We start from the raw sequence: 25,401 nt of genomic DNA, 5'->3' as shown, positions 1-25,401 counted from the left end.
CTCGGCCTCCTGGCGCTCTCGGTGGTGCTCGTCGCCCTCGCGACGGCCGCGGCCGGGCCGCTGTCGTTCGTCGCGCTCATCGCCGGGCCCATCGCCGTCCGGCTCGTCGGCAACGCCGCGAGCCTGCCGGCGGCCGCGTTCGTCGGCGCGATCATCGTGCTCACCGCCGACCTCGTCGCCCAGCACGCCCTGCCCGTCTCGCTGCCGACGGGCGTCGTCACCGGTGCCGTCGGGGCGCCGTACCTCATCTGGCTCCTCGCCACCGTCAACCGGGAAGGACGCGGAGGATGACCGACTCCCGCGCACATGACCCCAGGATCCATGACCTCAGGGCCGAGGACCTCACCCTCGGCTACGCCGACACCGACGTCGTGTCGCACCTCGACGTCCAGGTGCCGCCCGGCCAGGTCACGGTGATCGTCGGCGCCAACGCCTGCGGGAAGTCGACGCTCCTGCGCGGGCTCGCGCGCCTGCTCAAGCCGCGCACCGGCACGGTCCTGCTCGACGGCACGTCGGTGCACGACCAGCGTCCGACCGACGTGGCGCGGGTCGTGGGGCTGCTGCCGCAGACCCCGGTCGCCCCCGACGGCATCACGGTGGCCGACCTGGTCGGTCGCGGCCGCTACCCGCACCAGGGCTGGTTCCGGCGGTGGAGCGCGGAGGACGACGCCGCCGTGGCGCAGGCGCTCGAGGCCACCGGCACCGCCGATCTCGCCGACCGGCAGATCACCGCCCTGTCGGGCGGCCAGCGGCAGCGGGTCTGGGTGGCCATGGCGCTCGCGCAGGACACCGACCTGCTGCTGCTCGACGAGCCCACCACCTACCTCGACATCAACCACCAGGTGGAGCTGCTCGACCTGCTCACCGACCTGAACCGCGAGCACGGGAAGACCATCGCGATGGTCCTGCACGACCTCAACCTCGCGTTCCGCTACGCCGACCACATCATCGCGATGAAGCACGGCGCGATCGTCACGCAGGGACGTCCGGCCGACGTCATCGACGCCGACGTCGTCGAGGACGTGTTCGGGCTGGCCTGCCAGGTGGTCCCCGACCCGGTGAGCGGGACGCCGCTCGTCGTGCCGCGCAGCCGCCACCACGTGCGGGCGCTGACGTCGGAGGCGGAGTCGCCGGCGGCCGTCTGACGTTCGTCTGCACTCCACCTGATCGTCATGCGCCGGGCCTAGCGTCGCGCGCATGCCCGGACTCCGTGAACGTCTCGCGCGGCGGATCTGGACGCCTCCGCCCCCGCCGCGCGACCCCGACCTGGTCGAGCTCGACCGGCTGCGCGACGAGTGGACGCACGGCCCCGTGCGCGACGAGCGCATCAACGAGCACCTCGCGCTCGTCCTGGCGAAGTCCGGCGTCACCGGGGGTCGGGTCCTGGAGATCGGGGGCCGTGGTCACCCCCGCGACCGCGTGTTCGACGCGGAGCGCTTCGAGTACCTCAACCTCGACCTCGCCGAGACGGGCCCGGGCGTCATCCTCGGCGACATCACGCACTGCCCCGAGATCGAGGACGACTCGTTCGACGTCGTGCTCACCGTAGACGTGTTCGAGCACATCGACCGCCCGTGGCTCGCGGGCGAGGAGATCGTGCGGATCCTGCGGCCCGGGGGGCTCGTGTACACGTCGACGCTGTTCAGCTGGCGCTACCACCCGTGCCCCATCGACTACTGGCGGTACACGCCGGAGGCGCTGGAGTCGCTCATGCGCGGCACGGACACCCTCGACCTGGGCTTCGACACCACCGAGCGGCGTCGCGACGTGCGCAAGAAGGCTGCGGAGGACCCGATGCCGTACGACGCGCTGGGCGGCTGGCGAGAGAACGTCCGCGTCTTCCACGCGGGCGTCAAGCGCGGCTAGGCCCTGCCGGCCGCCTGGTCGATCCCGAGCCGGGAGTGACGGCGTCCGTACACGAAGTACAGGACGATGCCGAGCACCATCCACACCAGGAACCGCAGCCACGTCTCGACCGACAGGTTGACCATCAGCCACAGGCAGGCCGCGATCGACAGGACGGGGATCAGCGGCACGAGCGGCACGCGGAAGGCGCGGTCGAGCTCGGGTCGGGTGCGACGCAGGACGATGACGCCGGCCGAGACGACCACGAAGGCGAACAGGGTGCCGATCGAGACCAGCTTGCTGAGCTCGTCGAGCGGGACGAAGCCCGCGAGCACGGCCACGAACACGCCCGTGATGATCGTGATCTTGTAGGGCGTCCCGAAGCGGGGGTGCACCTTCGCGAGGCCCTGCGGCAGCAGGCCGTCGCGCGCCATGGCGAACAGCACGCGCGCCTGGCCGAGCATGAGCACGAGCACGACGGTGGTGAGGCCGGCGACGGCGCCGACGGAGATGATCTTGCTGGCCCACTCCAGGCCGTTGGCCGAGAAGGCGGCGGCGAGCGGCGCCCCCGTGTTCATGCGGTCGTCGCTGTACTTGAGCATCCCGGTGACGACGAACGCGACGGCCGCGTAGAGCACGGTGACGATCGCGAGGGAGCCGATGATGCCGCGCGGCATGTCGCGCTGCGGGTTCTTGGTCTCCTCGGCCGACGTGGCGACGATGTCGAAGCCGATGAAGGCGAAGAACACGACCGACGCGGCGGCGATGATCCCGTAGATGCCGAAGACCGTCGGCTCGACGCCGAAGATCGACTGCAGCAGCGTCGAGTCGAGGCCGGAGCCGACGCTCTTCGGGTCGGCAGACTGCGACGCGGGCACGAAGGGGGTGAGGTTCGCGGCCTTCACGAAGAACAGGCCGGCCACGATCACGAACAGCACGACGGCGACCTTCACCACCACGAGCACGCCGGTGAAGCGTCCCGACAGCTTGGTGCCGAACACGGCGAGCGTCGTGAGCCCGACGACGATCGCGATGGCGGCGATGTCGGGCAGGGCGTCGCCGCCGGCGAGCCACGTCGGCAGGTCGAACAGCTCCTGCAGGTACGCCGACCAGCCACGCGACACGACCGCCGCACCCAGGGCGAGCTCCAGCACGAGGTCCCACCCGATGATCCAGGCGATGAACTCGCCCAGGGTCGCGTAGGAGAACGTGTAGGCGCTGCCCGCGACGGGCACCGTCGACGCGAACTCGGCGTAGCAGAGCGCGGCCAGGCCGCACACGACGCCGGCGATGACGAACGACAGCACGATGGCCGGACCGGCGTTCTTGTGCGCCTCCTGGCCGGTGAGCACGAAGATGCCCGTGCCGATCATGACGCCCACGCCGAAGACCGTGAGGTCCCAGGCGGAGAGGTCCTTCTTCAGGCGGTGGTCGGGCTCGTCGGTCTCGGCGATCGACCGTTCGACGGTCTTCGTGCGGAAGAGGCTCACCGAAGGATCGTGCACCCGGCCGGGGTGTGACGCAAATTTCCCGGTCCCACCCGCGTCGGCTCGGTTACTAGCGACGCCGGATGCCGTGGTGGGCCTTGGGGTCCTCACCGCGCTCGAGCCGCTCCGCCGCCTGGGCGATGTTGCGCTGCATCGAGCCGAACACGATGCCGTGGAACGGCCAGACCGCCCACCAGTACGCGTGGCCCAGCAGCCCGCGCGGGTGGAAGAGCGCCCGGTGGTGGAACGTGGTCGTGCCACCCTCCGTCGAGCCGACCTGCAGCTCGAGCCAGGCCAGGCCCGGGACCCGCATCTCCGCCCGCAGCCGCAGGAACGTGCTGTCGTCGGTGGCCTCGACGCGCCAGAAGTCGAGTGCGTCGCCGACCACGAGGTCCCTCTGGTTGCGCCGACCGCGCCGCAGCCCCGGTCCGCCGACGAGCCGGTCCATGAGACCGCGGATCCACCAGGCCAGCGGCCAGGAGTACCAGCCGTTGCGTCCGCCGATGCCCTCGATGATCGTCCAGAGCGACTCCGGCGACGCGTCGACCTCGCGCGTCCGCTCGTCCTTGTACAGCGACCCGCCCGCCCAGTCGGGGTCCGACGGCAGGGGCTCCGACGGTGCGCCGGCGGTCGCGGCCGACGACCAGCGCGTGGGCACGTCGAGCGTCTGGATCTTGGTGAGCGCGAGCTCGCAGGCCCGCTCGAAGCCGATCAGCCCCTCGGGCGGGTCGGGCACGTACTGCCTGATGTCGTCCTCGGCCGCGACGACGGTGTTCTTCAGCGAGTCCACGAGCGGGCGGGCGATGCTCGCCGGGACGGGGGTCACGATGCCGACCCAGTGGCTCGACAGGCCCGGTGTCAGCACGGGGACCGGCACCACGCGGCGTCGGGACAGACCCGCGACCTGCGCGTAGCCCTGCATCATCTCCAGGTAGGTGAGGACGTCGGGGCCGCCGATGTCGAAGGTCCGGTTCACGTCGGACGGCATCGACGCGCTCCCCACGAGGTAGCGCAGCACGTCGCGGACGGCGATGGGCTGGATGCGGGTGTGCACCCACGTCGGGGTGACCATCACCGGCAGGCGCTCGGTGAGGTAGCGGAGCATCTCGAACGACGCCGAGCCCGACCCGATCACCACGCCGGCCTGCAGCACCGTCGTCGGGACGCCCGACGCGAGGAGCACCTCGCCGACCTGCTTGCGCGAGCGCAGGTGCTCCGAGAGCTCCTCGCCCTCGGGGTCCATGCCACCGAGGTAGACGATCCGCTGCACGCCGGCCGCCGCTGCGGCGTCGGCGAACGTCTGCGCCATGCGACGCTCGGTCTCGACCCAGTCGCGACCCGCGCCGATCGAGTGCAGCAGGTAGTAGAGGACGTCGACGCCCTCCATCGCGCGCTGGACGTCGTCGTCGGAGGTGGCGTCGCCGGGCACGATCTCGACGCGGTCGGCCCACTCGTGCGCCTCGGCCTTCTCGGGGCTGCGGACGAGGACGCGGACGTCGTGGTCCGCGTCGAGCAGCTGGGGCACGAGGCGTCCGCCGACGTAGCCGGTCGAACCGGTGACGAGCGAGAGGGTCATGCCTCCATCGTCGGGGCGGCGGGTGCTCGGGGCATCCCGAGTCGCCGCGGCCGGTCAGCCTGCGCGGTGGAGCTGCTCCACGTCGTCGTAGGCGAACCGGTTGGGGAACTCGAGCGGACGGGTCGGCCGGCCCGACGGCTCGGCGCGGTCGGGGTGCTCGACGGCCTGGGCGCAGCGCCGGTTGCCGCAGTCGTTGCGGCGCACGAGCCGGTCGCCGACGATCGAGGCGAGGTAGTGGCCGCGCTCGTCGACGACGTCGGTGCCGTCCCACGGGATCCACCCGATCCAGCGACCGGACGTGTCGAAGACGTGCTCGTCGTCCCAGGACCGTCGGAAGGCGATCACGTCGCCGTCGAGGTCGTAGAGGTAGTCACTCATGGGTTCAGCTCCCGAGATCCAGCTGTTGCCGTCGTGATGAAGACGGTAGAACGGCGAGGTCATGACGCGGGTCGAACCCGCCGAAGATGATCCGGTCGGACTAGTTCGGCAGGATGGGGGCATGAGCGACACGCATCGTCAGGTCGGCCTCGAGCGGCTCGGCCGGGGCCGGTACCGGGTCACGAACGCCCGTGGCGGGGAGATGGTGATCGGCGACGGCTCGAGCGACGACTTCACGCCCGTCGAGCTGCTGCTGGCCGCCGTCGCCGGCTGCACGGCGATCGACGTCGACCTCCTCACCACCAAGCGCACGGAGCCCGAGCGGTTCTCGGTGACCTCGGCGGGGGAGAAGGTGCGCGACGACGACGGCAACCGGATGGAGGGGCTGACGGTCCGCTTCGACGTCGCGTTCGGCGACGACGAGGCCGGCCGCGCCGCGACGGAGCGCCTCCCCGACGCGATCCGCCGCTCCCACGACCGCCTGTGCACGGTGAGCCGCACGGTCGAGCTGGGCACGCCGGTCGACACGCAGTAGCCGCGGACCCTCCTCAGGTCAGGAGGTAATAGGCGCCGGTGGCCGACCCGGCGTACGCGCCGACGGCCGCCGCCGCGACCCACCGCGTCGGCCAGCGACGACCCCGCTCCGCCGCCTCGCCCGAGAGGACGGCGTCGAGCTCTGAGCCCAGGTCGGCGGCGCTGGCCTGACGTCGGGCCGGGTCGGCGGAGAGCGCACGCTGCAGCACCGCGGCGGTCCGCGGATCGGTGCGGGCCAGCGGACGGGACGGGTCCGACGGGAACGCGCCGGTGAGCAGGACGCAGGTGAGCACCGCGAGCGCGTACACGTCGGTCCGGACGCTGATCCCGTCGCCGCGAGCCTGTTCCGGGGCCATGTACGCGGGCGTCCCCGTCGTGACCGTGTAGCCCGACGCCTCGGCGACCCGCTTGGCGCTGCCGAGGTCGGCCGCGAGCACGCGGCCGTCGTCGGCGAGGAGCAGGTTCGCGGGCTTCACGTCGCGGTGCACCACCCCGGCGTCGTGCAGCACCTGCACGGCGCGGCACGCCTCGACCGCGAGGCCGAGGGCGACGTCGGGCTCGAGGGAGCCGTCGGCCACCGCGTCGAGCGACCCGCCTCCCGCGAAGTCCATGACGAAGTACGGCCGGTCGTCCTCGTCGGTGCCGACGTCGTGGACGCGCACGACGCGCGGGCTCTCGATGCGGCGCAGCAGCCGCGCCTCCTCGAGGAACCGCTCGCGCACGTCGGCATGGTGCGACCAGTTGTCGGCGAGCACCTTCACCGCCACGCGCACGTCGAGGGCCGTGTCGTGCCCGCGCCACACCGTCGCGAACGAGCCCGACCCGTGGACGGCGTCCAGCCGGTAGCGTCCGATCTGTCTCATCACGCGACAGTATGGGGTCTCATGGACGACCAGGAGCTGCTTCCGCTCGTGGACCGTGCCCGGGCCGGGGATCCGGACGCCCTCGACGACCTGCTGCGTCGGCTGCGTCCGCACGTCGTGCGCCGGTGCGCGGCGTTCCTCCCGTACGCGCACGACGCGGAGGAGGCCGCCCAGGAGGCGCTCCTGCTGGTCGCGCAGAAGCTCGACACGTACAGCGGTCGCGGCTCGTTCGGCGGATGGGTCACCGTCGTCACCTCCAACACCGCCCGTCAGGTCTACCGCTCGCTGCGGCGCCGCTTCGACGAGCAGTCGAGGGACGTGCTGCCGGACGCCGTCGACCCCCGCACGACGAGCGTCATCGCGGGCACGCGCATCGACCTCCTCGAGGCGCTGGAGCAGCTGGAGCGCACGCACCCCGCGGCGGTCGAGGCCTTCGTCCTGCGCGACCTGGGCACGCTGCCCTACGAGGAGGTCGCGGCGCTGACGGGTGCGCCGCTCGGCACCGTGAAGGCGAGGATCCACGCCGCGCGCCGCGAGGTGCGCGAGAAGCTGCGCGACGTCGACAACTTTTCGGGCCCGGCCGGCATCTGAAGGGTGGACAGACACCTTCAGGAAGAGGAACACCATGATGAGGACCAGGATCGCCGCCGCCGTGCTGGGGGTCGCCGTCGTGCTCGGCGTCGCCACCGCGTGGGTCGCCGCAGCCCCCGAACGGGGCTCGCAGGGCGGGGAGCAGGGCGTGCCGTCGGCCGGACCGGGCCTGCTGGCGCCGGACCGGCTCGTCGTCGCGCCGGGTGCCGTCGGTCCCGTGCGGGTCGGCATGACTCGCCAGCAGGCGCTCGCGACGGGCTACTTCGTCGCCGACGTCGCCGACCCCACCGACGGGTGCCCCGTCCGGCCGCTCGCGTGGCGCGACGAGTACGTGGACGCCGTGGACGTGCAGACGTCGCGGGCCGGCGAGGTGCGCTCGATCGGCGTGCGTGGCGAGGGCGTGGACACCGAGGCGGGCTTCGGCGTCGGCAGCAGGTACGGGGAGCTGAAGGGGTCGACGTCCGAGCCCGAGGCCGTCGGCTACGGGCAGACCGGCGTGTTCGTCGAGGACAGCGCGGCCGGCACCTGGATCGGCTTCCTGTTCGACGAGTCGCCGGACCGGCTGACGGACGCGTCGCGCGTCTCGTTCGTCGAGGTGACGAAGGGCGCGCGGCCCGAGCTCGTCCGCGACGGCTGCTGAGGCCGGCATGAGGACGAGGCTCGCGGTCGCCGCCCTGTGCGTCGCGCTCGCGCTCGGCGGCGCCACCGGTGTGGTCGCGTCGGTGGTCGCTCAGGGCGACGCTCCTGCACCGCGGACGGCGGCGAGCGCGACGCCGAGCCCGACGTCGTCGGCCGAGCCCACCGGGCCGTCGGCCGCGCTGGCGACGTTCACCTACGACCCCGACGAGTCCTTCAGGCTGCCCCTGCTGAGCAGCACGCTCTCCACGCGCAATGGGTGCGTCGTGATCGGAACGGGGACGGAGGTCGTGGTCCCCGCCTTCGCGCGGACGCTGGTCTCGTGGGACGGGACCACGCTCGTCCGGCGTCGGGTGGACGGGACCCGGGAGGTCACGCGCATCGGGCAGGAGATCGAGGTCGGCGGCGTCGTCAGGTCGCTGGAGAGCGGTGCGACGGAGGGATCCGTCACTCTCCCGCCTGCCTGTGCCGCCCTGCGCGGGGCGCAGTTCGTCAAGGTCGTCCCGTGAGCCGGGCCCGGACGCCGACCCGCCGCGGAGGAGCGCCTGCGGCGTGGCGGAAAACCTGAGAGAATAATCAGACTCGCGTCCTGGCCGGACCGGGACACCAGGGAGTGTGCTCGTGGGGTGTGCAGGATGTCGCGACGACGCGGAGTCGCTGGACTTCACGATGGCCTTCCAGCCGATCTTCGACGCCGAGCACGGGCGGGTGTGGGGGCACGAGGCGCTCGTCCGCGGCCCCGGCGGTGAGTCGGCGACGTCGGTGCTCGGTCAGGTCACGGACGCGAACCGCTACCGGTTCGACCAGGACTGCCGGGTGCGGGCGATCGAGCTGGCGGCGCGGCTGTTCCCCGCCGACGACGACCTGCGGCTCTCCATCAACTTCCTGCCGAACGCGGTCTACGAGCCGGTGGCTTGCCTGCGCGCCACCCTGGCCACCGCGGCCCGTGTCGGCTTCCCGCTCGCCTCCCTCGTCTTCGAGCTCACCGAGGACGAGCGCGTGGACGAGCCGGAGCACCTCGTGTCGATCGTCGAGGAGTACCGCCGCCAGGGCTTCACGATGGCCGTCGACGACTTCGGCGCCGGCCACGCCGGACTCACCCGGCTCGTCGACCTGCGGCCGGACCTGGTGAAGATCGACATGCACCTCGTGCGCGGGATCGACACCGACCCTGCCCGCCAGGCCGTCGTCCAGGCCGTCGTCGTCATGGCCTCCACGCTCGACGTCGTCGTGCTGGCCGAGGGGGTCGAGACCGAGGCCGAGTACGCGACCCTCCTCGACCTCGGCGTACCCCTCTTCCAGGGGTACTGGTTCGGCCGTCCCGCGCTCGAGGCGCTCTCCCCCGTCCATCCGGACGCCGCTGCGGTCGCGGCAGCCGCGCGGTGAGGCCGAGACGTCAGCCGACCCTCGCGCGAGCGCGGTGGGTCGCCGGACTGACGCCCCTCACCCGGCTGAGCGCGGCGCTGAGCGCGAACGGGCTCCCGTAGCCGCGCAGGAGGGCCACGTCGCCGGGCTCGAGCTGCCACGTGCCGCCGTCGTCGGTGGTCAGCCACGCGCCTCAGCAACAAGCTCGTCCTCGAAGTCTCAGACGAGGACTCTGCTGAGCCCGGCGTGCGAGCGTCCGCACGGGCACCGGGACGGCCGCGTTCGCGTGCCTGGCCGTCGCGGGCCTGCACCTCTGACCCTCGCGGGCTCAGTCGCGGCTGGCACGCACCCCGAGCTCGACCGCGCGAGCCACCAGTCTGAACCCGAGCCAGACGAGCCCTGCCACGGCGACCACGCCCGCCGCGTAGAGGACCGGCCAGGTCTGCGTCGCGATCGCGACGGCGCCCGCGACGACGGCGACGACCAGCAGGACGGCTCCGCCGACGACGGCACGCGCGATGGAGCGGTGAGGCGCAGGGCTCATGCGCCGACCGTCGCACGGCCGACGCCCGCCGGCATCTCCTACAGCCGCTTGCTCGCGTCGTGCGGACCCTTCGGGTCGACCCAGAAGTCCAGCGCGAGGTCCTCCTCGCGTCCGCCGTTGAGGTAGACGGAGAAGTCGGTGACGCCCTCGGCCTCCAGCACGTCGTCGTCGATGAAGAAGTTCCCCGTGCACTCGCGGCTCGGACGCGTGAGGACCGCGTAGGCGGCGTCGGCCATGATCGCCGGCGTCCGCGAGCTCGACTCCAGGCCCGGTCCGACGACGTTGCGCACCGCGGCGGTGTCGATGGCGGTGCGCGGCCACAGCGAGTTGCAGGCGATGCCGTCGGCGCGCAGCTCCTCGGCCAGACCGAGCGTCACGAGGCTCATCGCGTACTTCGCGATCGCGTAGGCCGTGAACGTGCCGAACCAGCGCGGGTCGGTGCTGATCGGCGGGCTGAGGGTGAGGACGTGCGGGTTGGCCGACGCGCGCAGGTGCGGGATGCACAGCTTCGAGAGCAGGAAGGTGCCGCGGGCGTTGATCTGCGTCATGAGGTCGTACTTCTTCATCGAGATGTCCTCGGTGCGGGACAGGTCGATCGCGCTGGCGTTGTTCACGACGAGGTCGATGCCGCCGAAGGTCTCCACGGCCCGGGCGACCGCGTCCTCCACGAACGCGTCGTCGCGGACGTCGCCGACGAGCGGAAGCGCGCGACCGCCCGCCTCCTCGATCGCGGCGGCCGCGGTGTGGATGGTGCCGGGCAGCCGCGGGTGCGGCTCGGAGGTCTTCGCGAGCAGCACGACGTTCGCGCCGTCACGGGCCGCGCGGACGGCGATCGCCTCGCCGATCCCGCGGCTCCCGCCGGACATGATCATCGTGGTTCCGGCCAGGGTCATGGGTGCCTCCGAGGTGGTCCGCTGTCATCGGTAGCCTGCTGGGGGGATCAGGAACAGTCAAGGCTGATGGTTTCTCTGGAGGCGACGTGGAGCGACCCGCGTGGTTCGACGAGGCACTCGCCTGCGCTCCGGAGCACGCGTCCGTCGAGGTCGACGGCGCCCGCATCGCCTACCGCGCCTGGGGCCCGACCGACGCGCCCGTCACCGTGCTCGTCCACGGCGGCGCCGCGCACGCCGGCTGGTGGGACCACGTCGGGCCGTTGCTCGACGCGCCCTCCTCCCCGCACCGAGTGGTCGCGCTCGACCTGAGCGGCCACGGCGACAGCGACCACCGCGACGCCTACACGCTCGAGACGTGGGCCGACGAGGTGGTCGCGGTGGCGGCCGACCAGCTCAGCCCGTCACCGCCGGTCGTCGTCGGGCACAGCATGGGCGGCTTCGTCGCCCTCACGGCCGCACGCGACCACGGCGCCTCGCTCGCCGGTGCCGTCGCCGTCGACTCCCCCGTCCAGGAGATGTCGAGCGAGACGCGTGCCTGGGTCGCGTCGGGCCGGGGGCTGCCGCCGCAGAAGGTCTACCCCGACCTGCCCAGCATCCTCCGTCGGTTCCGCACGCTGCCGGCCGACGACGCGACCCTCGACTACGTGCACGAGCACGTCGCCCGCACGTCGGTCCGCGAGGTGGAGGGCGGGTGGCGCTGGAAGTTCGACCCGCGCATCTTCCTGCGCTCGCGCATGGAGCCCGAGGAGCTCGCCGAGGCCGACTGCCCGGTGGCCCTCCTGCGCGGCGACCGCGGCATGGCGACGACCGACATCACCGACACCGTCGCCGCCCGCCTCGGCGGGAACGTGCCGGTCACGGTGGTCCGCGACTCCGGGCACCACGTGATGCTCGACCAACCCCTCGTCCTCGCCGCCGTCGTGCAGGCGATCACCGGAGAATGGAGACGACCGTGACCGAGTCGACCACCGACGAGCCCGACACCGCGTCGGAGCTGCTGCTCGACGACGCCGAGGGCGTCCTCACGATCACCCTCAACAGGCCGCAGGTCATGAACGCCGTCGACGGCGCCATGCTCGCGCGGGCCGCCGAGGCCGTCGAGACCACCGACGCCCGCGTCGTCGTGGTCACCGGAGCGGGCGCGGCCTTCAGCGCGGGCGCCGACCTGCGGCGGCTCGAGCGCGGCGGCACGCACGAGAACGGCAACCGGCTCGTGCGCGCGATCGTGGCGACCGAGCGTCCGGTCGTCGCCGCGGTGAACGGTCCGGCCGCCGGCATCGCGATGTCGGTGGCGCTCGCCGCCGACGTCACCGTCGCGCACGAGTCGGCGTACTTCCTCCAGGCGTTCGTCAACATCGGCCTGATGCCCGACGGCGGCGCCACCGAGCTGCTGGCGGCGTCGGTGGGTCGGGCCCGGGCGGCTCGGCTCTCGCTGCTCGGCGAACGCCTCCCCGCCAGCCGGGCGGCCGAGATGGGACTCATCGACCGGTGCTGCGGCGACGACTACGCCGACCAGGTGGCCGGGCTCGTCGCCACGCTGGCCGGCGGTCCCACGCGCGCCTACGCCGCCACCAAGCAGGCCATGAACGCCACCACGCTGCGCAGCCTCGACGAGACCCTCGAGCGTGAGCTGCGGCTGCAGCGCGAGCTCGCCGACACCGCCGACTCCCAGGAGGGCATCCAGGCCTTCCTCGACAAGCGGCCCGCCCGGTTCGAGGGCCGATGAGCGCGCCGATCGACGTCCTGGAGGGTCTGCTCGCCGACCGCTGGAGCTGTCGCGGCTACACCGACGAGCAGGTCGACACCGCCACCATCGAGCGGCTGCTCACCGCCGCGCAGCGCACGCCGTCGTGGTGCAACACGCAGCCGTGGCACGTGGTCGTCACGGCCGGCGGCGAGACCGAGCGGCTGAAGCAGGCGATGGCCGACGACGAGCGCTTCGGTCCCGATTTGGAGTTCCCGCCCTCCTACGAGGGCGTGTACGCCGAGCGGCGCCGCGAGTCGGGCTGGCAGCTCTACGAGGCGGTCGGCGTCGTGAAGGGTGACCGGGCGGGTTCGGCCGCCCAGACGATGCGCAACTTCGAGTTCTTCGGCGCGCCCCACGTCGCGATCGTGACGACGACCCGCTCGCTCGGCGTGTACGGCGCGGTCGACTGCGGGCTCTACGTGCAGTCGTTCCTGCTCGCCGCACAGGCGCTCGGGCTCGGCGCGTGCGCCCAGGCGGCGCTCGCCATGCGCTCGGAGCTGCTCCGTGAGTGGTTCGAGCTCGACGACGACCGTCAGGTGGTCTGCGGCATCTCCTTCGGCCACCCCGACCCCGACCACCCCACCGCCTCCTACCGCACCACCCGCGCCCCGCTCGACCAGGCCGCCGACCTCCGCCTCTGACCCCAGCCCGCCCCGTCCCCCCGTTTTGTGGACTTGGTGACGGTTTCCGGCACAGAAACCGTCACCAAGTCCACACAACGCGGAGAGGGGAGGGCAGGGGGGAGGAGAGAGGTCAGCTGCGCAGGGCGCCGACGCCGAGGACGGCGGCGAGGCCGAGGGCGGAGCGGGGGTGGTAGGCCGCGGTCCAGAGCCCGCCGTGCGCGGCTCCGCGCGCCTCGTCCCGCCACGGCTCGGCCTCCGGCGCCAGACCGGCCCGCAGGTCGTGCACGAGGAGCGCCGCCATGAGCGTGTTCGACGTCGCCGGGTCGAAGATCTCGACGCCGAAGCGGTGCGCGCCCGCGTACGCGGCGGCCAGCGCCTTGTTCTTCACCACCGACCGCGTGCGGGTGGCGGGCGCGACGTTGAGCGACACGGTCGTGCCTGCGGCTCGCGCGTCGGTGGCACGCCAGCGCTGGACGCGCTTGGCCAGGGCGTAGTTCGGGCCCTGCTGCGGCACGAGCGCGTCGCAGAGCCCGGGGTCGGCGCCGGGCGGGTAGTTGCGCTGCAGCAGCCGGCCGCCGCTCACCACCCGCGTCGCGTGCCGGGCGACCCGCCCCACCCGGCCCTTGCGGTACGCCTCCTGCGACCGGGCCACCTCCTCGGCGGGCACCGCGAACACGTCGGTCGGGGTCGCGAGGAACGCCAGCGCGGTCCGCGGGTGCTCCGCGACCAGGTGCGCGGCGAGCGCGTCGGCCGCCATCGACACGCGCACGTGCAGGCCGCCGTCGGCGTAGCAGTAGTTGCCGAGCACCAGCCGCGACGACCCGGCGAACGAGCCCAGCCAGTGTGCGACCGCCGGCAGCTCGCGCACGAGGTCGGCGCCGACGTCGGCCCCGCCGTCGCCCCGCCCGCTCGTGACGATCCGCGTCGGCACGTGCACCCGCCCCGCACCGTCCATCGCGACCCGGGCGATGCGCTCCTGCACGTCGGCGCGGGGCAGGTCGAGCGCGACGACCTCGGCCCCCCAGCGCTGCAGCGCCCGGTACGGACCCATCTCCGCTCCCGCGCCGAGCACCGCCACGACGTCGCCCTCGAGCCGCAGCCAGTCGGGGTTCTCGTGCACGTGCCGCACGGCCTCGGCGCACGAGGCCGTCACCACGCCTCGCTCCACCCACGCGTCGAGCTGGCGCAGCAGGGCGTCGCCTCGGAGCCGCTCCCCGCGGTAGGGCAGCGTCAGCTCCGTCTCCGGCTCGGCGCCGCCCTCGACGGTGGTCGTGTGGAGCACCTGGTCCAGCGGAGCGTCGGTGACGGCGGCGTCGAGGCCGACGTCGCCGAACCGCATCGCCGCGTGCGCGCTGCGCAGCCCGGCAGACGCGATGGCCTGCGCGGCTGCTGCGTCGCCGATCCCGGCCTCGACGGCTCGACGGAAGTGCTCGAGGTACTGCCGACGCCAGGCGGTCTCCCGCTCGACGGCGCGCGAGCCGACCGGGTCGGCGGCCCGCAGGGCGTCCGCCAGCACCTCCCGGGCGGTCGCCGACGTGCTCTCGGAACGGAACGCGACTCCCTCGTGCGTGCTCATGGGACCACCCTAGGAACCCTGCAAGGGCAGGGCAGAACGGGCATCGAAGGTAACTGGGAGTGACGTACCAGGTTGCTCATCCGCAGACCCCTTGAACAATTTTTTCCGTGAGCACCCATCCAGACGGCGACGGGCCCCGAATCAGGGGCATGAGCGAGACGACCACCGCAGCACCCGCCACCCGGGCCACCGCCCCGTGGTGGACCGGCGCACTGTCGGGTCTGCTCGCCGCGGTCGCGGGCGTCGCCCTCGGATCGGGTGTCGCGACGCTGCTCGGCGTGCCCACCCCGATCGAGTCGGTCGGCAACCGGGTGATCGACCTCGTCCCGAGGCCGCTCAAGGAGTTCGCCATCGAGCAGTTCGGGACGAACGACAAGCCCGTGCTCATCGGCAGCGTCGCCGCGACCCTCCTGGTCGCCGCGGCCGTCGCCGGTTGGTTGGGCCTGCGACGGCCGCGGCTCGCCCTCGGCATCACCGCCCTGCTGGGCCTGGCCGCTCTCGTCACCGCCGCACTCGACCGGACGTCGACCGCCAACGTCGTCGTCACCGTCATCCCCTCGCTCGTCACGCTGGCCGTGAGCCTGCTGCTGCTGGTCCGTCTGCTCAAGGCCCTCGAGCTGTCCCGCAAGGTCGGCGACGAGACCCCCGCCGGCTTCGACCGCCGCGCGTTCCTGCAGGCCGTGCTGATCGCCAGCGCCGCCATGGCCATCGGCGGTGGCGTCACCCGCTTCCTCGGCTCGTCGGCGGCCAAGGACTCCCGGGCCGACGTCATGCTGCCCCAGCCCGCGACCCCGGCCCCGGCCGTCCCGGCGGGCGCCCAGGCCGACGTGAAGGGCGTCAGCCCCTACATCACGCCGAACCGCGACTTCTACCGCATCGACACCGCCCTGCGCGTCCCGCAGGTCCCGGCCGACACGTTCAACCTGCGCATCCATGGCATGGTCGACAAGGAGCTCAACCTCTCCTTCGAGGACCTGCTCAAGGAGCGCCTCGTCGAGAGCCGCATCACCCTGACCTGCGTCTCCAACGAGGTCGGCGGGCCCTACGTCGGCAACGCCGCGTGGCTCGGCGTCCCCGTGGCCGAGCTGCTCGCCCGGGCCGGCGTGAAGGACGGTGCCGACGCGGTCAAGACCACCAGCGCCGACGACATGACCATCGGCACGCCCCTGGAGGCGCTCACCGACACCGAGCGCGGTGCGCTCATCGCCGTCGGCATGAACGGCGAGCCGCTCCCGCTGGAGCACGGCTTCCCGGTGCGGATGGTCGTCCCCGGCCTCTACGGCTACGTCTCCGCCACCAAGTGGCTGGTCGACATCGAGGTCACGAAGTTCTCGGACTTCAAGGCCTACTGGACGACCCGCGGCTACGACGCCGAGGCACCCATCAAGCTCTCCTCCCGCATCGACGTCCCGAAGGCGTTCGAGGCCCTCCCGCGCGACAACGTCCGCATCGGCGGCGTCGCCTGGGCCCAGTCCGTCGGCATCGAGCGCGTCGAGGTGAAGATCGACGACGGTGACTGGCAGGACGTCGACCTCGCCGCCCAGGACAACGTCAACACGTGGCGTCAGTGGTCCTGGACCTGGGAGGACGCCACCGAGGGCACCCACCAGGTGACCGTCCGGGCGACCGACGCCGACGGCACCACACAGACCTCCGACCGTGTGCCCATCGCACCGGACGGGTCGACCGGCTGGCACAACGTCAGATTCCGCGTCGAGTAGCAGGACGAAACACCCAACCAAGGAGAAGAAACATGCGCACGACCACCAAGAGCAAGAGCCTCGCGATCGCAGCCGTGGCCTCGCTGTCCCTGTTCACCGCGGCCTGCGGCTCGTCCAGCGACGACAGCGCCTCGTCCGACAGCGAGTCCTCCTCGACGCCGTCGTCGGAGGCTGCGTCCGACGCCGGTTCCGACCTCGTCGGCCCGGGCTGCGCCGACTACGCCAAGGCCGTCCCGGACGGCGCCGGCTCGGTCGAGGGCATGGCCCAGGACCCGGTCGCCACCGCCGCCAGCAACAACCCGCTGCTGAAGACGCTCGTCCAGGCCGTCTCGGGCCAGCTCAACCCCGACGTGGACCTCGTCGACACCCTCAACGGTGGCGAGTTCACGGTGTTCGCGCCGGTCGACGACGCGTTCGCCAAGCTGCCGGCCGACACGGTCGCGACGCTCAAGACCCCCGAGGGCGCCAAGACCCTCGAGTCGGTCCTGACCTACCACGTCATCCCCGGCCAGATCGCGCCCGACGAGATCGACGGCACGCACAAGACGGTCAACGGCGCCGACCTCGAGGTCACCGGCTCCGGCGACGACATCAAGGTGAACGGCAACGCCGCCGTCATCTGCGGTGGCGTCAAGACCGCCAACGCCACGGTGTACCTGATCGACTCGGTGCTCATGCCGCCGGCCAGCTGATCACGGCATCCCTCCGGTCACGGGGCCCGGCTCTCCTCGGGGGAGTCGGGCCCCGTCCCGTTGCCGGGCCCCGGCGGCCCGGCTGGTTCGCCCGTAGGCTGCTGACGTGCGGACACCTGGGACCCGGCTCGCGGACGAGTTCGACCGCGCAGCCCCACGCTACGACCTGCTCACCGCCCTGAACCCTGGCTACCACGGCGCCCTGCGCGACGCGGCGCGCCAGCTCGTGGCCCGGTTGCCCCGCCGCGAGACGTGGCCGACCCTGTGGGACCTGGGCTGCGGCTCCGGGCTCTCCACGCAGGCCCTCGTCGAGGCGGCCGGCCGCGAGGCCCGCATCGTCGGGCTCGACGCCTCCGCCGGCATGCTCGCCGAGGCGCAGGAGAAGACCTGGCCCGACGGCGTCAGCTTCGTCCAGGCCCTCGCGCAGGACCTGCCCGACGTCGCGCGCCTGCACCTCGACGGCCCCGCCGACGGCGCGCTGGGCGCCTACCTGCTGCGCAACGTGCCGGTCGACCAGCGCGACGCCACGGTCGCGGCGATCGCCGACCAGGTCCGTCCGGGCGGCTGGATCGCCCTGCAGGACTACCACGTAAAGGGCTCCGCGGCGGCGCAGGCGGTGTGGAGCGCCGTCTGCTGGGGCGTGGTCACTCCGCTGTCCGTCGCGGTGCGCGGCAACCCCTCCATCTACCGCTACCTCTGGCGCAGCGTGCTCGAGAACGACTCCACCGCGGAGCTGCAGGCCCGGCTCGAGCGGGCCGGGCTGACCGACGTCACCTGGTCGACCGCCGGCGGCTGGCAGCACGGCATCCTGCACACCGTCCTCGCCCGCAAGCCCCTCTGACGCATGGTCCGACGCATCCCGCCGGGGCGTGACCGCCACGCCGTCCTGCACGCGGCCGCGCCGGGGAGCGCCCGGCTGGCGGAGCCGCGGCACGTCGTCGTGGTCGGCGGCGGGATCGCCGGTCTCGGGGCTGCGGTCGTGCTGGCCGAGCGCGGGGTGCGGGTGACGCTCCTGGAGGCGTGCGAGCAGCTCGGTGGACGCGTGCGGTCGTGGCCGCTCGACGACACGGGCGCCGCCGGGGGAGGGCGCACGATGAGCCGCGGGTTCCACGCGTTCTTCCGGCAGTACTACACGCTGCGCTCCCTGCTGCGCCGCGTCGACCCGACGCTGGCGCACCTCGTGCCGGTGCCCGACTACCCGCTGCGGCGGGGCGACGGGCTCACCGACTCCTTCGCCGCGCTCCCCACGAGGCCGCCGCTCAACCTGCTCGCCTTCGTGCTGCGCAGCCCGACGTTCCCGGTCGCGGCGCTGCCGTCGGTGCACGTGCCGAGCGCGCTCGAGCTCGTCGCCGCCGACTACCCCGCCAGCCACGAGCGCTACGACGGCGAGTCGGCCCAGGACTTCCTCGACCGGCTGAACTTCCCGGAGGGTGCCCGCCACCTGGCGCTGGAGGTGTTCGCGCGGTCGTTCTTCGCCCACCCGAGCGAGTTCGGGGCCGGCGAGCTGGTGGGCATGTTCCACACGTACTTCACGGGCAGCTCCGAGGGGCTGATGTTCGACGTCCCCGACGACGACTACGACACCGTCCTGTGGGCGCCGCTCGGCCGCTACCTCGAGGAGCTCGGCGCCGACGTGCGGCTCGGGACCGTCGTGCAGGGCCTGCAGCCCGAGGGAGACGGCTGGCGGGTCGACGGCGCGGGCGGGTCGCTCACGGCCGACGCGGTCGTCGTCGCCACCGACCCGCGGACCGCCCGTGCGCTCGTCTCGTCCCTGCCGGCGGGGGACGACGAGCGCACCGCCTGGCACCGCAGGGTCGCGGCGGGCCGCAACGCGCCACCCTTCGGGGTGCTGCGCGTGTGGCTCGACGGACGCGTCGCGCCCGAGCGGGAGGCGTTCCTCGGGACCAGCGGCTACGACCTGCTCGACAACGTCACCGTCCTCGAGCGCTTCGAGGCGGGCGCGGCACGGTGGACGGCGGAGCACGGGGGATCGGTCGTCGAGCTGCACGCCTACGCAGCCGACCCGACCCGTGACCCCGAGCTGGCGGGCGACGGACCCCACGGGATCGACGTCGGGCGGCTGCGCGCGCGGCTGCTCGCCGGGCTGCACGAGGTCTACCCGGAGACGCGCGACCTCGGCGTCGTGCACGAGGAGCTGCTCGTCGAGGACGACTGCGGGCTCGTCGGCACCGGGCCGTGGCGCGACCGGCTCACCGTCGAGACCCCGTACCCCGGGCTGGTGCTGGCCGGCGACGGGCTGCGCGTCGACTGGCCGATCGCCCTCATGGAGCGCGCCGCGACGACAGGCGTCCTCGCGGCGAACCGTCTGCTGGAGGGCTGGGGCGTGCGCGGCGAGGACGTGTGGACGGTGCCCCTGCAGGGTCTCGTGCACCGGCTCCCCGGTCGCGGTCGGCGACCGTCGTGAGCCCGACCGGGCACGGCCGGCGGCGCGCCGTCGTGGCGGACGAGCCCGACGCACCCCGCGTCGAGCGCGTCGACGCCGGGGGCAGGCCCGGCGTCAGCACCGTGTGGCGGCTGCGCTCGCTCGAGGCCGCGCGCCAGGTGCTGCGTGCACGGCACGCCACCACGCAGGCGGGGTTCACCGCCGAGGCCATCCCGCAGGGCTACCTCGAGCACCACCCGATCCTCGTGTCCGACGGTCCGCAGCACGACGAGCAGCGCCGCAAGGTCGCGCGCTTCCTCGCGCCCACCGTCGTCGCGGACCGCTACACCGACCTCATGCACGCCACCGCCGACCGTCTGCTCGCGGAGGCGGTCGCGGCGGGCGGCTGCACGCTCGACGAGCTGGCCCTGCTCTACACCGTCGAGGTCACGGCCGAGGTGGTCGGACTGACCGAGTCGTCCGTGCCGCGCATGGCCCGGCGGCTCGAGGCCATGTTCAGCCAGCCGCCCTTCGACGTCACCCGCCGCGACCTCGGCCGCACCCGACGGCAGTGGATGCAGGCCGCCGTGAACGGGCTCGTCCCCGTGGGGCGGCTCTTCCTGGCCGACGTCCGCCCCGCGGTCCGGGCACGTCGGCGCGAGCCGCGCGACGACATCGTCAGCCACCTGCTCGCCGAGGGGTACTCGACGGCCAGCATCCTCGTCGAGTGCGTCACCTACGGCACCGCGGGCATGGTGACGACGCGCGAGTTCGTGGTCATGGCGGCACTGCACCTGCTCGACGACGACGCGCTGCGCGCGCGGTACCTCGTCGCGTCGGAGCCCGAGCGGCTGGCGATCCTCGGCGAGGTCATCCGTCTGGAGCCGGTGGTCGGGCACCTCTACCGGCGCGCGCAGCAGCCGATCGACGTCAGTGACGGCGACCAGACCTGGACGATCCAGCCGGGCGACCTGGTCGACGTGTGCGTGCGGTCCACGAACGCCGACCCCGAGGCCGTCGGCGCAGCGCCGCTCGACCTCTGCCCCGGGCGGACGCTGCCCGCCGGCGTGGGCGAGCCCGTGCTGGCGTTCGGCGACGGCGAGCACAAGTGCCCCGGCCAGCCTCTCGCCCTGCTCGAGACCGACGCGCTGCTCGTCCGGCTGCTCGCCCTCGAGCCGCGTCTGGTGGCCGAGCCCGAGCTGGGGTGGGACCACCTCGTCGCGGGCTACTGGTTGCGCGGGGCCAGGCTCGCCCTCGGTGACGGTGGACCCGACGGCGGCAGCCCGCGTCGGGGACCCCGCACGAGCACGTCGGCCAGGATCGCGACCTTCGTGCGCGGCCTCACCCGGTGGCGGCCCGAGAAGACGTCGTAGTCGGCGGCCTCGACCAGGTCGAGGATGCGGGCGTACATCCGCAGGGCGGTGGCGACGCAGCGCGCGCCCGGTGGCGGCAGCATGGCGACGCCCGGTGCCGCCTGACGGTAGAGCGCCCGGTTGCGCTCGACCTGCTCGGCCATCATCGAGCGCCACGCCGGCGTCACACGACGTTCGGCCGGGTCGACGCCGTAGCGGGCGAGGTCCTCCTGCGGCAGGTACACGCGCCCGCGGTCGAGGTCCTCGCCCACGTCGCGCAGGAAGTTGGTGAGCTGGAACGCGTGGCCGAGCGCGCGCGCCGGCTCCTTCGCCGCGGGCGTCAGCGGCTGCAGCACCGGCAGCATCATCTCCCCGATCACGGCGGCGGAGCCCTCCATGTAGCCGTCGCGCAGCTCCTCCCAGGTGGCCCAGGTGGTGCGGGTCAGGTCGAGCTCCATCGCCCGGAAGAACCGGTCGAAGCACTCGGGGTCGGTGCGCCGACGCTGGAGGCTGTCGACGACCGCCGCCATGACCGGCTCGTCGGACCCGCCCGCCGCGATGCTGTCCCAGAAGTGCTGCTCGAAGCGACGCAGGCGGGCGGCCGGGTCGGTCTCGTCGTGCCCGGGCACCGCGGGGTCGACGCGCTCGGGCTCGTCGACGATGTCGTCGGCCAGCCGGCAGAGGGCGTACACGGTGTACACGTCGATCCGCTGCTCGCGGGGCAGCAGCCGGGCGCCCCAGTAGTAGGTGGTGCCGTGCGCCCGCGTGAGCTCGGCGCACCGGGCGTAGCCGGCCGCGAGCCGCGGGTCGGGGTGCAGGGGTCGGGCCATGGTGACACCCAGCCTAGGGCGAGCGGCCGTGCCACGATGGGTCCCGTGGATCGCGGGCGGACGTGAGCGGCGGACGGGTCGACGTGGCCGTCGTGGGTCTCGGGCCCGCGGGACGCTCGCTGGCGTCGGCGTGCGCGGCGCGGGGGCTGCGCGTCGTCGCCGTCGACCCGCGTCCCGCCGCCGTCTGGACGCCCACGTACGGGGTCTGGGAGGACGAGCTCGCCGAGCTGCCCCCGACGGTGGTCCGGTCCCGTCTGGCGGCGCCGGAGGTCCGTGCCCACGAGACGCACCGGCTGTCGCGTCCGTACGTCGTGCTCGACAACATCGCGCTGCAGGCCGCCCTGCCCCTCGACGACGTCGACGTGCGCCCCGCCCGGCTCGACGACGCCGAGGTCGCGGCGCTGACGTCGTCGTCGAGGGTCGTGGTCGACGCGCGCGGCGCCAGGCCGCGCGGTCTGCGCGCCGATGATCCCGCGCCTGCGCAGACCGCGTTCGGGGTGGTCGTGCCCGCCGACGTCGCGGCCCCGGCGCTGCAGGACGCGGAGGCGCTGCTGATGGACTGGCGGACGGACTGGCGGACGGACCAGGTCGGGGCGGGGACCGCAGGTCTGCGTCCGTCGTTCCTCTACGCGATCCCCCTGGGCGACGGGACCGTCCTGCTGGAGGAGACCTGCCTCGCCGCCGTTCCGCCCCTGCCCGTCGAGGAGCTGAAGGCGCGGCTGCGCCGCCGGCTCGCGGCGCGCGGCGTCGACCCGTCGGCCGTCGACACTCCCCTGCACCGCGAGGTGGTGCACATCCCGATGCGCGGTCGAGGTCGTCCGCCGGTCGACGGGACCCTGGCGCACGGGGTCGCCGGACGCGGCGGGCACGTCGTCACGGGCTACTCGGTGGCGCACGCGCTGCGTCGGTCCCGTGCGCTGGCCGACGAGCTGGCTGCCGGACAGGTGCCGCGTCGGGTCGACGCCCTGGCGCCGGCCGACGCGCTGCGCGAGGCGGGCCTGCGTGCGGTGCTGCGGCTCGACGTCGACGGCACGCTCGCCCTCTTCGACGGCTTCGGCCACCTCCCCGCCCACCTGCAGCGCGCGTACATGTCGCGCGACGGCGACCTCGCCGACGTCGCCGCCGCCATGTGGTCGATGTTCCGCCGGATGCCCTGGTCGGGCCGCCGCGAGCTCGCCCGCGCCACCCTCCTCCCCTAGCCCTCCCCGCGTTTTGTGGAGTTGGTGACGGTTGTCGGCGCAGAAACCGTCACCAAGTCCACAAAACGCGGGGAGGGAAGGGAGGGGGAGGGGTGGTCAGCGGACGAGCTGGTTGACGCGCTCCGCCGCGAGACGGCCCGACGGGAGCACCATCGGGACGCCGACGCCGGGGACGGTGCCCGAGCCGGCGAAGACGAGGCCGGGGACCCGCTTGTCGACGTTGGCCGGACGGAACGGACCCGTCTGGGCGAACGTGTGCGCCAGCGCGAACGGGGTGCCCGCGGCCATGCCCTGCTTCTGCCACTCCAGCGGGGTGACGAGCTCGTCGACGACCACGTCGGTCGGGTAGCCCGACCGCTCCAGGAACGCCAGCAGTCGCTCGCGCATCGGCCCGCGCTCGGCCTTCCAGTCCAGACGTCCGACGTCGAGGTTCGGGGTCGGCTCCAGCACGTAGAGGGTGCTGTGTCCCTCGGGCGCGGCCTCGTCGTCGTCGAGCGAGTGGACGGTGACGAGCCGCGACGGGTCGCGCATCAGCGTGCCGCGCTTCATGAGGTCCTCGAAGGCCTCGTTCCACTGCTGCCCGAAGTGGATGTTGTGGTGCGCCTTGCCCTCCGGCACGCCCTTGACGCCCACGTGCCACACGACGCACGACGGCGAGTAGTCGCCGCCCAGCCGCCCACCCACGCCGCGCACCGCACGCGGCGGGCGCAGGTCGGGCAGCAGCCACGTGTACGCGGTCGGCAGGTCGATGGTGCACACGACGGCGTCGGCGGCGACCGTGCCCTCGCCCGTCGCGACCCCGCGCACCCGACCTCCGGAGTCGCGCACGAGCGCCGTCACGGTGGTGCCGTAGCGGATCTCCGCGCCGGCGTCGGTGGCCGCGTCGGCGAGTGCCCGGGGCACGGCACGCATGCCGCCCTTCGGGAAGTAGACGCCCTCGATCGAGTCCATGTAGGTGATCACGGCGTAGAGCGCCAGCGCGTCGTCGGGCGCGAGCCCGGCGTACATCGCCTGGAACGAGAACAGGCGGTGCAGGCGCTCGTCGGCGAACCGGCGCCGGATCATCGGACCCAGCCGTCCGAAGCCACCCATCGCGAGCAACCGGGCCGCCGCAGCGGGCCGCGACAGCAGGTCCGTCGGCCGGTCGAAGTTCCGGTCGATGAAGTGCGGCATCTCCGTGAGGTACAGCCGCCGCAGCCAGGTGACGAACTCGTCGAACGCGGCGGCGTCGACGCTGCCGCACTCGCGGTGGATCTCCGCCCGCATCGCCTCGTGGCCGTGCCGCACCTCCAGCGTCGAGCCCTCGGCGTAGAACGCGCGGTAGGCGGGGTCGAGGAGCGTGAGCTCGAGCCGCTCGGCCAGGCTCGACCCTGCCGCGCGCAGCGGCCGGTCGATCAGGTCGGGCATCGTCAGCACCGTCGGTCCGGTGTCGAACGTGAACCCGTCGCGCTGCAGGATGCCGGCCCGGCCGCCGGGCACGTCCTCGCGCTCCAGCACGGTCACGCGGTGCCCATCACCCACCAGGTGGCAGGCGGCGGCCAGGCCCGCGAGCCCCGCTCCGACGACGACGACGTGACTCATGCGGACCTCCAGGAGACGGTGCGGGCGACCGCGCGCAGTCCGGCGACGCCGGCCGCGGTCAGGGGGGAGCCGACGAGGGCGCGCTCGGCACGCTCGGTCTCGTCGACGATGCGCTGCTCGACGTCCTGGCGGACGCCGCACTCCTCCAGCGCGCGCTGCAGCAGGGCGACGTCGCCAGGACGCGCGTCGGACGTGCCGACGCGGGCCATCGCGGTGGCGGCCTCGCCTGTGAGGCGTTCGGCGCCGAGAGCCCAGATCACGGTGGCCTTGCCCTCACGCAGGTCGTCGCCCGAGGGCTTGCCGGTGACGTCGGGGTCGCCCCAGACGCCGAGGACGTCGTCGCGCCAGGCGAACGCGCGGCCGAGGTGCAGCCCGAACCGCTCGAGCACGTCGCGCTGCGCGGCGGTGGCGCCGGCGGCGATCGCACCCAGCTGCAGGGGTCGGCCCACGGTGTACGCGCCCGACTTCAGGGCGGCGACGGCCTCGACGTGCGCGAGGTCGGTCCGCCGGCTGGCCGCTCCGGTGAGGTCGGCGCGCTGTCCGGCGATCAGCTCGAGGGTGAGCTGGTACCAGAAGTCGCGCAGGGCGGGCGGGAGCGTGTGCACCAGGCGGTCGGCCTCGTGGTGGGCGAGGTCGCCGAGCAGGATCGCGACGTTCTCGCCGAAGCGGGTCGCGTCGCCGTGGGCCGCTGCCCCGCGGTGCTGCGCGGCGGCCACGACGTGCGCGGCTGCCGCCCCGCGACGCTCGCTCGACTGGTCCATCACGTCGTCGTGCACGAGCGCGAAGAGGTGCAGGGTCTCCAGCGCCGCAGCGACCCGGACGACGTCGTCGTGCGCCGCGGTGCCGAGCGACCCGCCAGCGGCGACGAACCCCCAGTGGCACATCTGCGGACGCAGCCGCTTGCCCCGACCCTGCAGCAGCGTGTGCAGCCAGCCGGGCAGGTCGTCGGCGAGCGGACCGGGGGTGCCCGCAGGCGCGAGGCCGT

25 protein-coding genes and 2 pseudogenes are annotated in these 25,401 nt (G+C 73.4%); 17 read left to right on the top strand and 10 right to left on the bottom strand.

From position 1 onward, the window contains the following. The 3 genes from NH339_RS00910 to NH339_RS00900 form a co-directional block, all read left to right on the top strand. On the top strand, nucleotides 1–291 hold a 291-nt coding region (locus NH339_RS00910), incomplete at its 5' end, for an iron chelate uptake ABC transporter family permease subunit (protein WP_253021528.1). Continuing rightward, a complete protein-coding gene (locus NH339_RS00905) occupies nucleotides 288–1,145 on the top strand; it encodes an ABC transporter ATP-binding protein (protein WP_256474759.1) in 858 nt (285 codons plus the stop codon). The genes NH339_RS00910 and NH339_RS00905, both read left to right, overlap by 4 nt. Before the next feature lie 52 nt (nucleotides 1,146–1,197). Next, complete coding sequence (locus tag NH339_RS00900) at nucleotides 1,198–1,866, top strand: bifunctional 2-polyprenyl-6-hydroxyphenol methylase/3-demethylubiquinol 3-O-methyltransferase UbiG (RefSeq protein WP_253021526.1); 669 nt, start codon at nucleotides 1,198–1,200, stop codon at nucleotides 1,864–1,866. Here the strand turns inward: NH339_RS00900 and NH339_RS00895 are convergent. The 3 genes from NH339_RS00895 to NH339_RS00885 all read right to left on the bottom strand — a co-directional run bounded on the left by NH339_RS00895 (nucleotide 1,863) and on the right by NH339_RS00885 (nucleotide 5,286). Continuing rightward, a complete protein-coding gene (locus NH339_RS00895; protein ID WP_253021524.1) occupies nucleotides 1,863–3,335 on the bottom strand; it encodes an amino acid permease in 1,473 nt (490 codons plus the stop codon). The genes NH339_RS00900 and NH339_RS00895 overlap by 4 nt on opposite strands. A gap of 67 nt (nucleotides 3,336–3,402) precedes the next feature. Then, nucleotides 3,403–4,908: an SDR family oxidoreductase gene (locus tag NH339_RS00890; protein ID WP_253021522.1), complete on the bottom strand. Its 1,506-nt coding sequence runs from the start codon at nucleotides 4,906–4,908 to the stop codon at nucleotides 3,403–3,405. Between the two features lie 54 nt (nucleotides 4,909–4,962). Further along, nucleotides 4,963–5,286 carry a 4-fold beta flower protein gene (locus tag NH339_RS00885; protein WP_253021520.1) on the bottom strand — a complete coding sequence of 108 codons (324 nt, stop codon included), beginning with the start codon at nucleotides 5,284–5,286 and terminating at the stop codon, nucleotides 4,963–4,965. 121 nt (nucleotides 5,287–5,407) lie between these two features. On the opposite strand from NH339_RS00885, the gene NH339_RS00880 reads away from it, so the two are divergent. Further along, complete coding sequence (locus NH339_RS00880) at nucleotides 5,408–5,821, top strand: OsmC family protein (protein WP_067860915.1); 414 nt, start codon at nucleotides 5,408–5,410, stop codon at nucleotides 5,819–5,821. Between the two features lie 13 nt (nucleotides 5,822–5,834). On the opposite strand, the gene NH339_RS00875 is transcribed toward NH339_RS00880, so the two are convergent. Continuing rightward, complete coding sequence (locus tag NH339_RS00875; RefSeq protein ID WP_253021517.1) at nucleotides 5,835–6,683, bottom strand: serine/threonine-protein kinase; 849 nt, start codon at nucleotides 6,681–6,683, stop codon at nucleotides 5,835–5,837. A gap of 21 nt (nucleotides 6,684–6,704) precedes the next feature. Here NH339_RS00875 and NH339_RS00870 point away from each other — a divergent pair, with 21 nt between their 5' ends. The 4 genes from NH339_RS00870 to NH339_RS00855 all read left to right on the top strand — a co-directional run bounded on the left by NH339_RS00870 (nucleotide 6,705) and on the right by NH339_RS00855 (nucleotide 9,296). Beyond that, on the top strand, nucleotides 6,705–7,274 hold the full coding sequence (locus tag NH339_RS00870; protein WP_253021515.1) for an RNA polymerase sigma factor: 570 nt from the start codon (nucleotides 6,705–6,707) through the stop codon (nucleotides 7,272–7,274). Nucleotides 7,275–7,311: 37 nt separating this feature from the next. Continuing rightward, complete coding sequence (locus NH339_RS00865; RefSeq protein WP_253021513.1) at nucleotides 7,312–7,914, top strand: hypothetical protein; 603 nt, start codon at nucleotides 7,312–7,314, stop codon at nucleotides 7,912–7,914. A 7-nt stretch (nucleotides 7,915–7,921) separates the two neighbouring features. Then, nucleotides 7,922–8,419: a hypothetical protein gene (locus tag NH339_RS00860; RefSeq protein ID WP_253021510.1), complete on the top strand. Its 498-nt coding sequence runs from the start codon at nucleotides 7,922–7,924 to the stop codon at nucleotides 8,417–8,419. 112 nt (nucleotides 8,420–8,531) lie between these two features. Next, complete coding sequence (locus NH339_RS00855; protein ID WP_253021508.1) at nucleotides 8,532–9,296, top strand: EAL domain-containing protein; 765 nt, start codon at nucleotides 8,532–8,534, stop codon at nucleotides 9,294–9,296. A gap of 307 nt (nucleotides 9,297–9,603) precedes the next feature. On the opposite strand, the gene NH339_RS00850 is transcribed toward NH339_RS00855, so the two are convergent. Next, nucleotides 9,604–9,819: a hypothetical protein gene (locus NH339_RS00850; RefSeq protein ID WP_253021506.1), complete on the bottom strand. Its 216-nt coding sequence runs from the start codon at nucleotides 9,817–9,819 to the stop codon at nucleotides 9,604–9,606. 38 nt (nucleotides 9,820–9,857) lie between these two features. Continuing rightward, a complete protein-coding gene (locus NH339_RS00845; protein ID WP_253021504.1) occupies nucleotides 9,858–10,712 on the bottom strand; it encodes an NAD(P)-dependent oxidoreductase in 855 nt (284 codons plus the stop codon). Between the two features lie 86 nt (nucleotides 10,713–10,798). Here NH339_RS00845 and NH339_RS00840 point away from each other — a divergent pair, with 86 nt between their 5' ends. From NH339_RS00840 to NH339_RS00830, 3 genes are read left to right on the top strand one after another with little or no spacing between them, the layout of a single operon-like run. Further along, nucleotides 10,799–11,668: an alpha/beta fold hydrolase gene (locus NH339_RS00840; protein ID WP_253021502.1), complete on the top strand. Its 870-nt coding sequence runs from the start codon at nucleotides 10,799–10,801 to the stop codon at nucleotides 11,666–11,668. Continuing rightward, nucleotides 11,665–12,438: an enoyl-CoA hydratase-related protein gene (locus NH339_RS00835; protein WP_253021500.1), complete on the top strand. Its 774-nt coding sequence runs from the start codon at nucleotides 11,665–11,667 to the stop codon at nucleotides 12,436–12,438. Before NH339_RS00840 ends, NH339_RS00835 begins: the two co-directional genes overlap by 4 nt. Further along, entirely contained in the window at nucleotides 12,435–13,100 is a 666-nt protein-coding gene (locus tag NH339_RS00830) for a nitroreductase (RefSeq protein ID WP_253021498.1), read from the top strand. The genes NH339_RS00835 and NH339_RS00830 overlap by 4 nt, the downstream gene beginning before the upstream one ends. 112 nt (nucleotides 13,101–13,212) lie before the next feature. Here NH339_RS00830 and NH339_RS00825 read toward each other — a convergent pair whose 3' ends face one another. After that, entirely contained in the window at nucleotides 13,213–14,658 is a 1,446-nt protein-coding gene (locus tag NH339_RS00825) for a hypothetical protein (RefSeq protein ID WP_253021496.1), read from the bottom strand. Between the two features lie 149 nt (nucleotides 14,659–14,807). Between NH339_RS00825 and NH339_RS00820 the strand changes: the two genes are divergently transcribed. The 5 genes and pseudogenes from NH339_RS00820 to NH339_RS18720 all read left to right on the top strand — a co-directional run. Next, nucleotides 14,808–16,379 carry a molybdopterin-dependent oxidoreductase gene (locus NH339_RS00820; protein WP_253021494.1) on the top strand — a complete coding sequence of 524 codons (1,572 nt, stop codon included), beginning with the start codon at nucleotides 14,808–14,810 and terminating at the stop codon, nucleotides 16,377–16,379. A gap of 32 nt (nucleotides 16,380–16,411) precedes the next feature. After that, the gene (locus NH339_RS00815; RefSeq protein ID WP_253021492.1) at nucleotides 16,412–17,071 is read left to right on the top strand and encodes a fasciclin domain-containing protein; all 660 of its coding nucleotides are present in this window, start codon (nucleotides 16,412–16,414) and stop codon (nucleotides 17,069–17,071) included. Between the two features lie 106 nt (nucleotides 17,072–17,177). Further along, on the top strand, nucleotides 17,178–17,912 hold the full coding sequence (locus tag NH339_RS00810) for a methyltransferase domain-containing protein (RefSeq protein ID WP_253021490.1): 735 nt from the start codon (nucleotides 17,178–17,180) through the stop codon (nucleotides 17,910–17,912). 3 nt (nucleotides 17,913–17,915) lie between these two features. Further along, nucleotides 17,916–19,496: an FAD-dependent oxidoreductase gene (locus tag NH339_RS00805; protein WP_305883260.1), complete on the top strand. Its 1,581-nt coding sequence runs from the start codon at nucleotides 17,916–17,918 to the stop codon at nucleotides 19,494–19,496. 314 nt (nucleotides 19,497–19,810) lie between these two features. After that, a pseudogene (locus tag NH339_RS18720) lies at nucleotides 19,811–20,608 on the top strand (cytochrome P450); the annotation flags it as partial. A gap of 71 nt (nucleotides 20,609–20,679) precedes the next feature. On the opposite strand, the gene NH339_RS00795 reads toward NH339_RS18720, so the two are convergent. Beyond that, nucleotides 20,680–21,636, bottom strand: coding sequence for a phytoene/squalene synthase family protein (locus NH339_RS00795; protein WP_253021488.1), 957 nt, complete (start codon nucleotides 21,634–21,636; stop codon nucleotides 20,680–20,682). Nucleotides 21,637–21,698: 62 nt separating this feature from the next. On the opposite strand from NH339_RS00795, the gene NH339_RS00790 reads away from it, so the two are divergent. Next, nucleotides 21,699–22,835 (top strand): lycopene cyclase family protein, encoded by a 1,137-nt coding sequence (locus NH339_RS00790; protein ID WP_253021486.1) that lies wholly within the window; start codon nucleotides 21,699–21,701, stop codon nucleotides 22,833–22,835. Between the two features lie 96 nt (nucleotides 22,836–22,931). Here NH339_RS00790 and crtI read toward each other — a convergent pair whose 3' ends face one another. Together crtI and NH339_RS18715 are read right to left on the bottom strand one after the other, a co-directional pair. Then, on the bottom strand, nucleotides 22,932–24,416 hold the full coding sequence (crtI, locus tag NH339_RS00785) for a phytoene desaturase family protein (RefSeq protein ID WP_253021484.1): 1,485 nt from the start codon (nucleotides 24,414–24,416) through the stop codon (nucleotides 22,932–22,934). Beyond that, nucleotides 24,413–25,333: pseudogene (locus NH339_RS18715) on the bottom strand (polyprenyl synthetase family protein); the annotation flags it as partial. The gene crtI and the pseudogene NH339_RS18715, both read right to left, overlap by 4 nt. Nucleotides 25,334–25,401 lie beyond the last annotated feature (68 nt).

Origin of the sequence: Aeromicrobium sp. CnD17-E (assembly GCF_024124745.1) — a bacterium.
GTDB lineage: Bacteria > Actinomycetota > Actinomycetes > Propionibacteriales > Nocardioidaceae > Aeromicrobium.
The sequence above is the reverse complement of the archived record's forward strand: the minus strand, read 5'-3'. Positions and strand labels throughout refer to the sequence as shown.

What these genes read in the sequence shown, in the direction of transcription:
- NH339_RS00905 (WP_256474759.1), top strand. Translation starts at nt 288, where the DNA reads ATGACCGACTCCCGCGCACATGACCCCAGGATCCATGACCTCAGGGCC.
- NH339_RS00900 (WP_253021526.1), top strand. Translation starts at nt 1,198, where the DNA reads ATGCCCGGACTCCGTGAACGTCTCGCGCGGCGGATCTGGACGCCTCCG.
- NH339_RS00890 (WP_253021522.1), bottom strand. Translation starts at nt 4,908, where the DNA reads ATGACCCTCTCGCTCGTCACCGGTTCGACCGGCTACGTCGGCGGACGC.
- NH339_RS00885 (WP_253021520.1), bottom strand. Translation starts at nt 5,286, where the DNA reads ATGAGTGACTACCTCTACGACCTCGACGGCGACGTGATCGCCTTCCGA.
- NH339_RS00880 (WP_067860915.1), top strand. Translation starts at nt 5,408, where the DNA reads ATGAGCGACACGCATCGTCAGGTCGGCCTCGAGCGGCTCGGCCGGGGC.
- NH339_RS00875 (WP_253021517.1), bottom strand. Translation starts at nt 6,683, where the DNA reads ATGAGACAGATCGGACGCTACCGGCTGGACGCCGTCCACGGGTCGGGC.
- NH339_RS00870 (WP_253021515.1), top strand. Translation starts at nt 6,705, where the DNA reads ATGGACGACCAGGAGCTGCTTCCGCTCGTGGACCGTGCCCGGGCCGGG.
- NH339_RS00865 (WP_253021513.1), top strand. Translation starts at nt 7,312, where the DNA reads ATGAGGACCAGGATCGCCGCCGCCGTGCTGGGGGTCGCCGTCGTGCTC.
- NH339_RS00860 (WP_253021510.1), top strand. Translation starts at nt 7,922, where the DNA reads ATGAGGACGAGGCTCGCGGTCGCCGCCCTGTGCGTCGCGCTCGCGCTC.
- NH339_RS00850 (WP_253021506.1), bottom strand. Translation starts at nt 9,819, where the DNA reads ATGAGCCCTGCGCCTCACCGCTCCATCGCGCGTGCCGTCGTCGGCGGA.
- NH339_RS00845 (WP_253021504.1), bottom strand. Translation starts at nt 10,712, where the DNA reads ATGACCCTGGCCGGAACCACGATGATCATGTCCGGCGGGAGCCGCGGG.
- NH339_RS00830 (WP_253021498.1), top strand. Translation starts at nt 12,435, where the DNA reads ATGAGCGCGCCGATCGACGTCCTGGAGGGTCTGCTCGCCGACCGCTGG.
- NH339_RS00825 (WP_253021496.1), bottom strand. Translation starts at nt 14,658, where the DNA reads ATGAGCACGCACGAGGGAGTCGCGTTCCGTTCCGAGAGCACGTCGGCG.
- NH339_RS00820 (WP_253021494.1), top strand. Translation starts at nt 14,808, where the DNA reads ATGAGCGAGACGACCACCGCAGCACCCGCCACCCGGGCCACCGCCCCG.
- NH339_RS00815 (WP_253021492.1), top strand. Translation starts at nt 16,412, where the DNA reads ATGCGCACGACCACCAAGAGCAAGAGCCTCGCGATCGCAGCCGTGGCC.
- NH339_RS00805 (WP_305883260.1), top strand. Translation starts at nt 17,916, where the DNA reads ATGGTCCGACGCATCCCGCCGGGGCGTGACCGCCACGCCGTCCTGCAC.
- NH339_RS00795 (WP_253021488.1), bottom strand. Translation starts at nt 21,636, where the DNA reads ATGGCCCGACCCCTGCACCCCGACCCGCGGCTCGCGGCCGGCTACGCC.
- crtI (WP_253021484.1), bottom strand. Translation starts at nt 24,416, where the DNA reads ATGAGTCACGTCGTCGTCGTCGGAGCGGGGCTCGCGGGCCTGGCCGCC.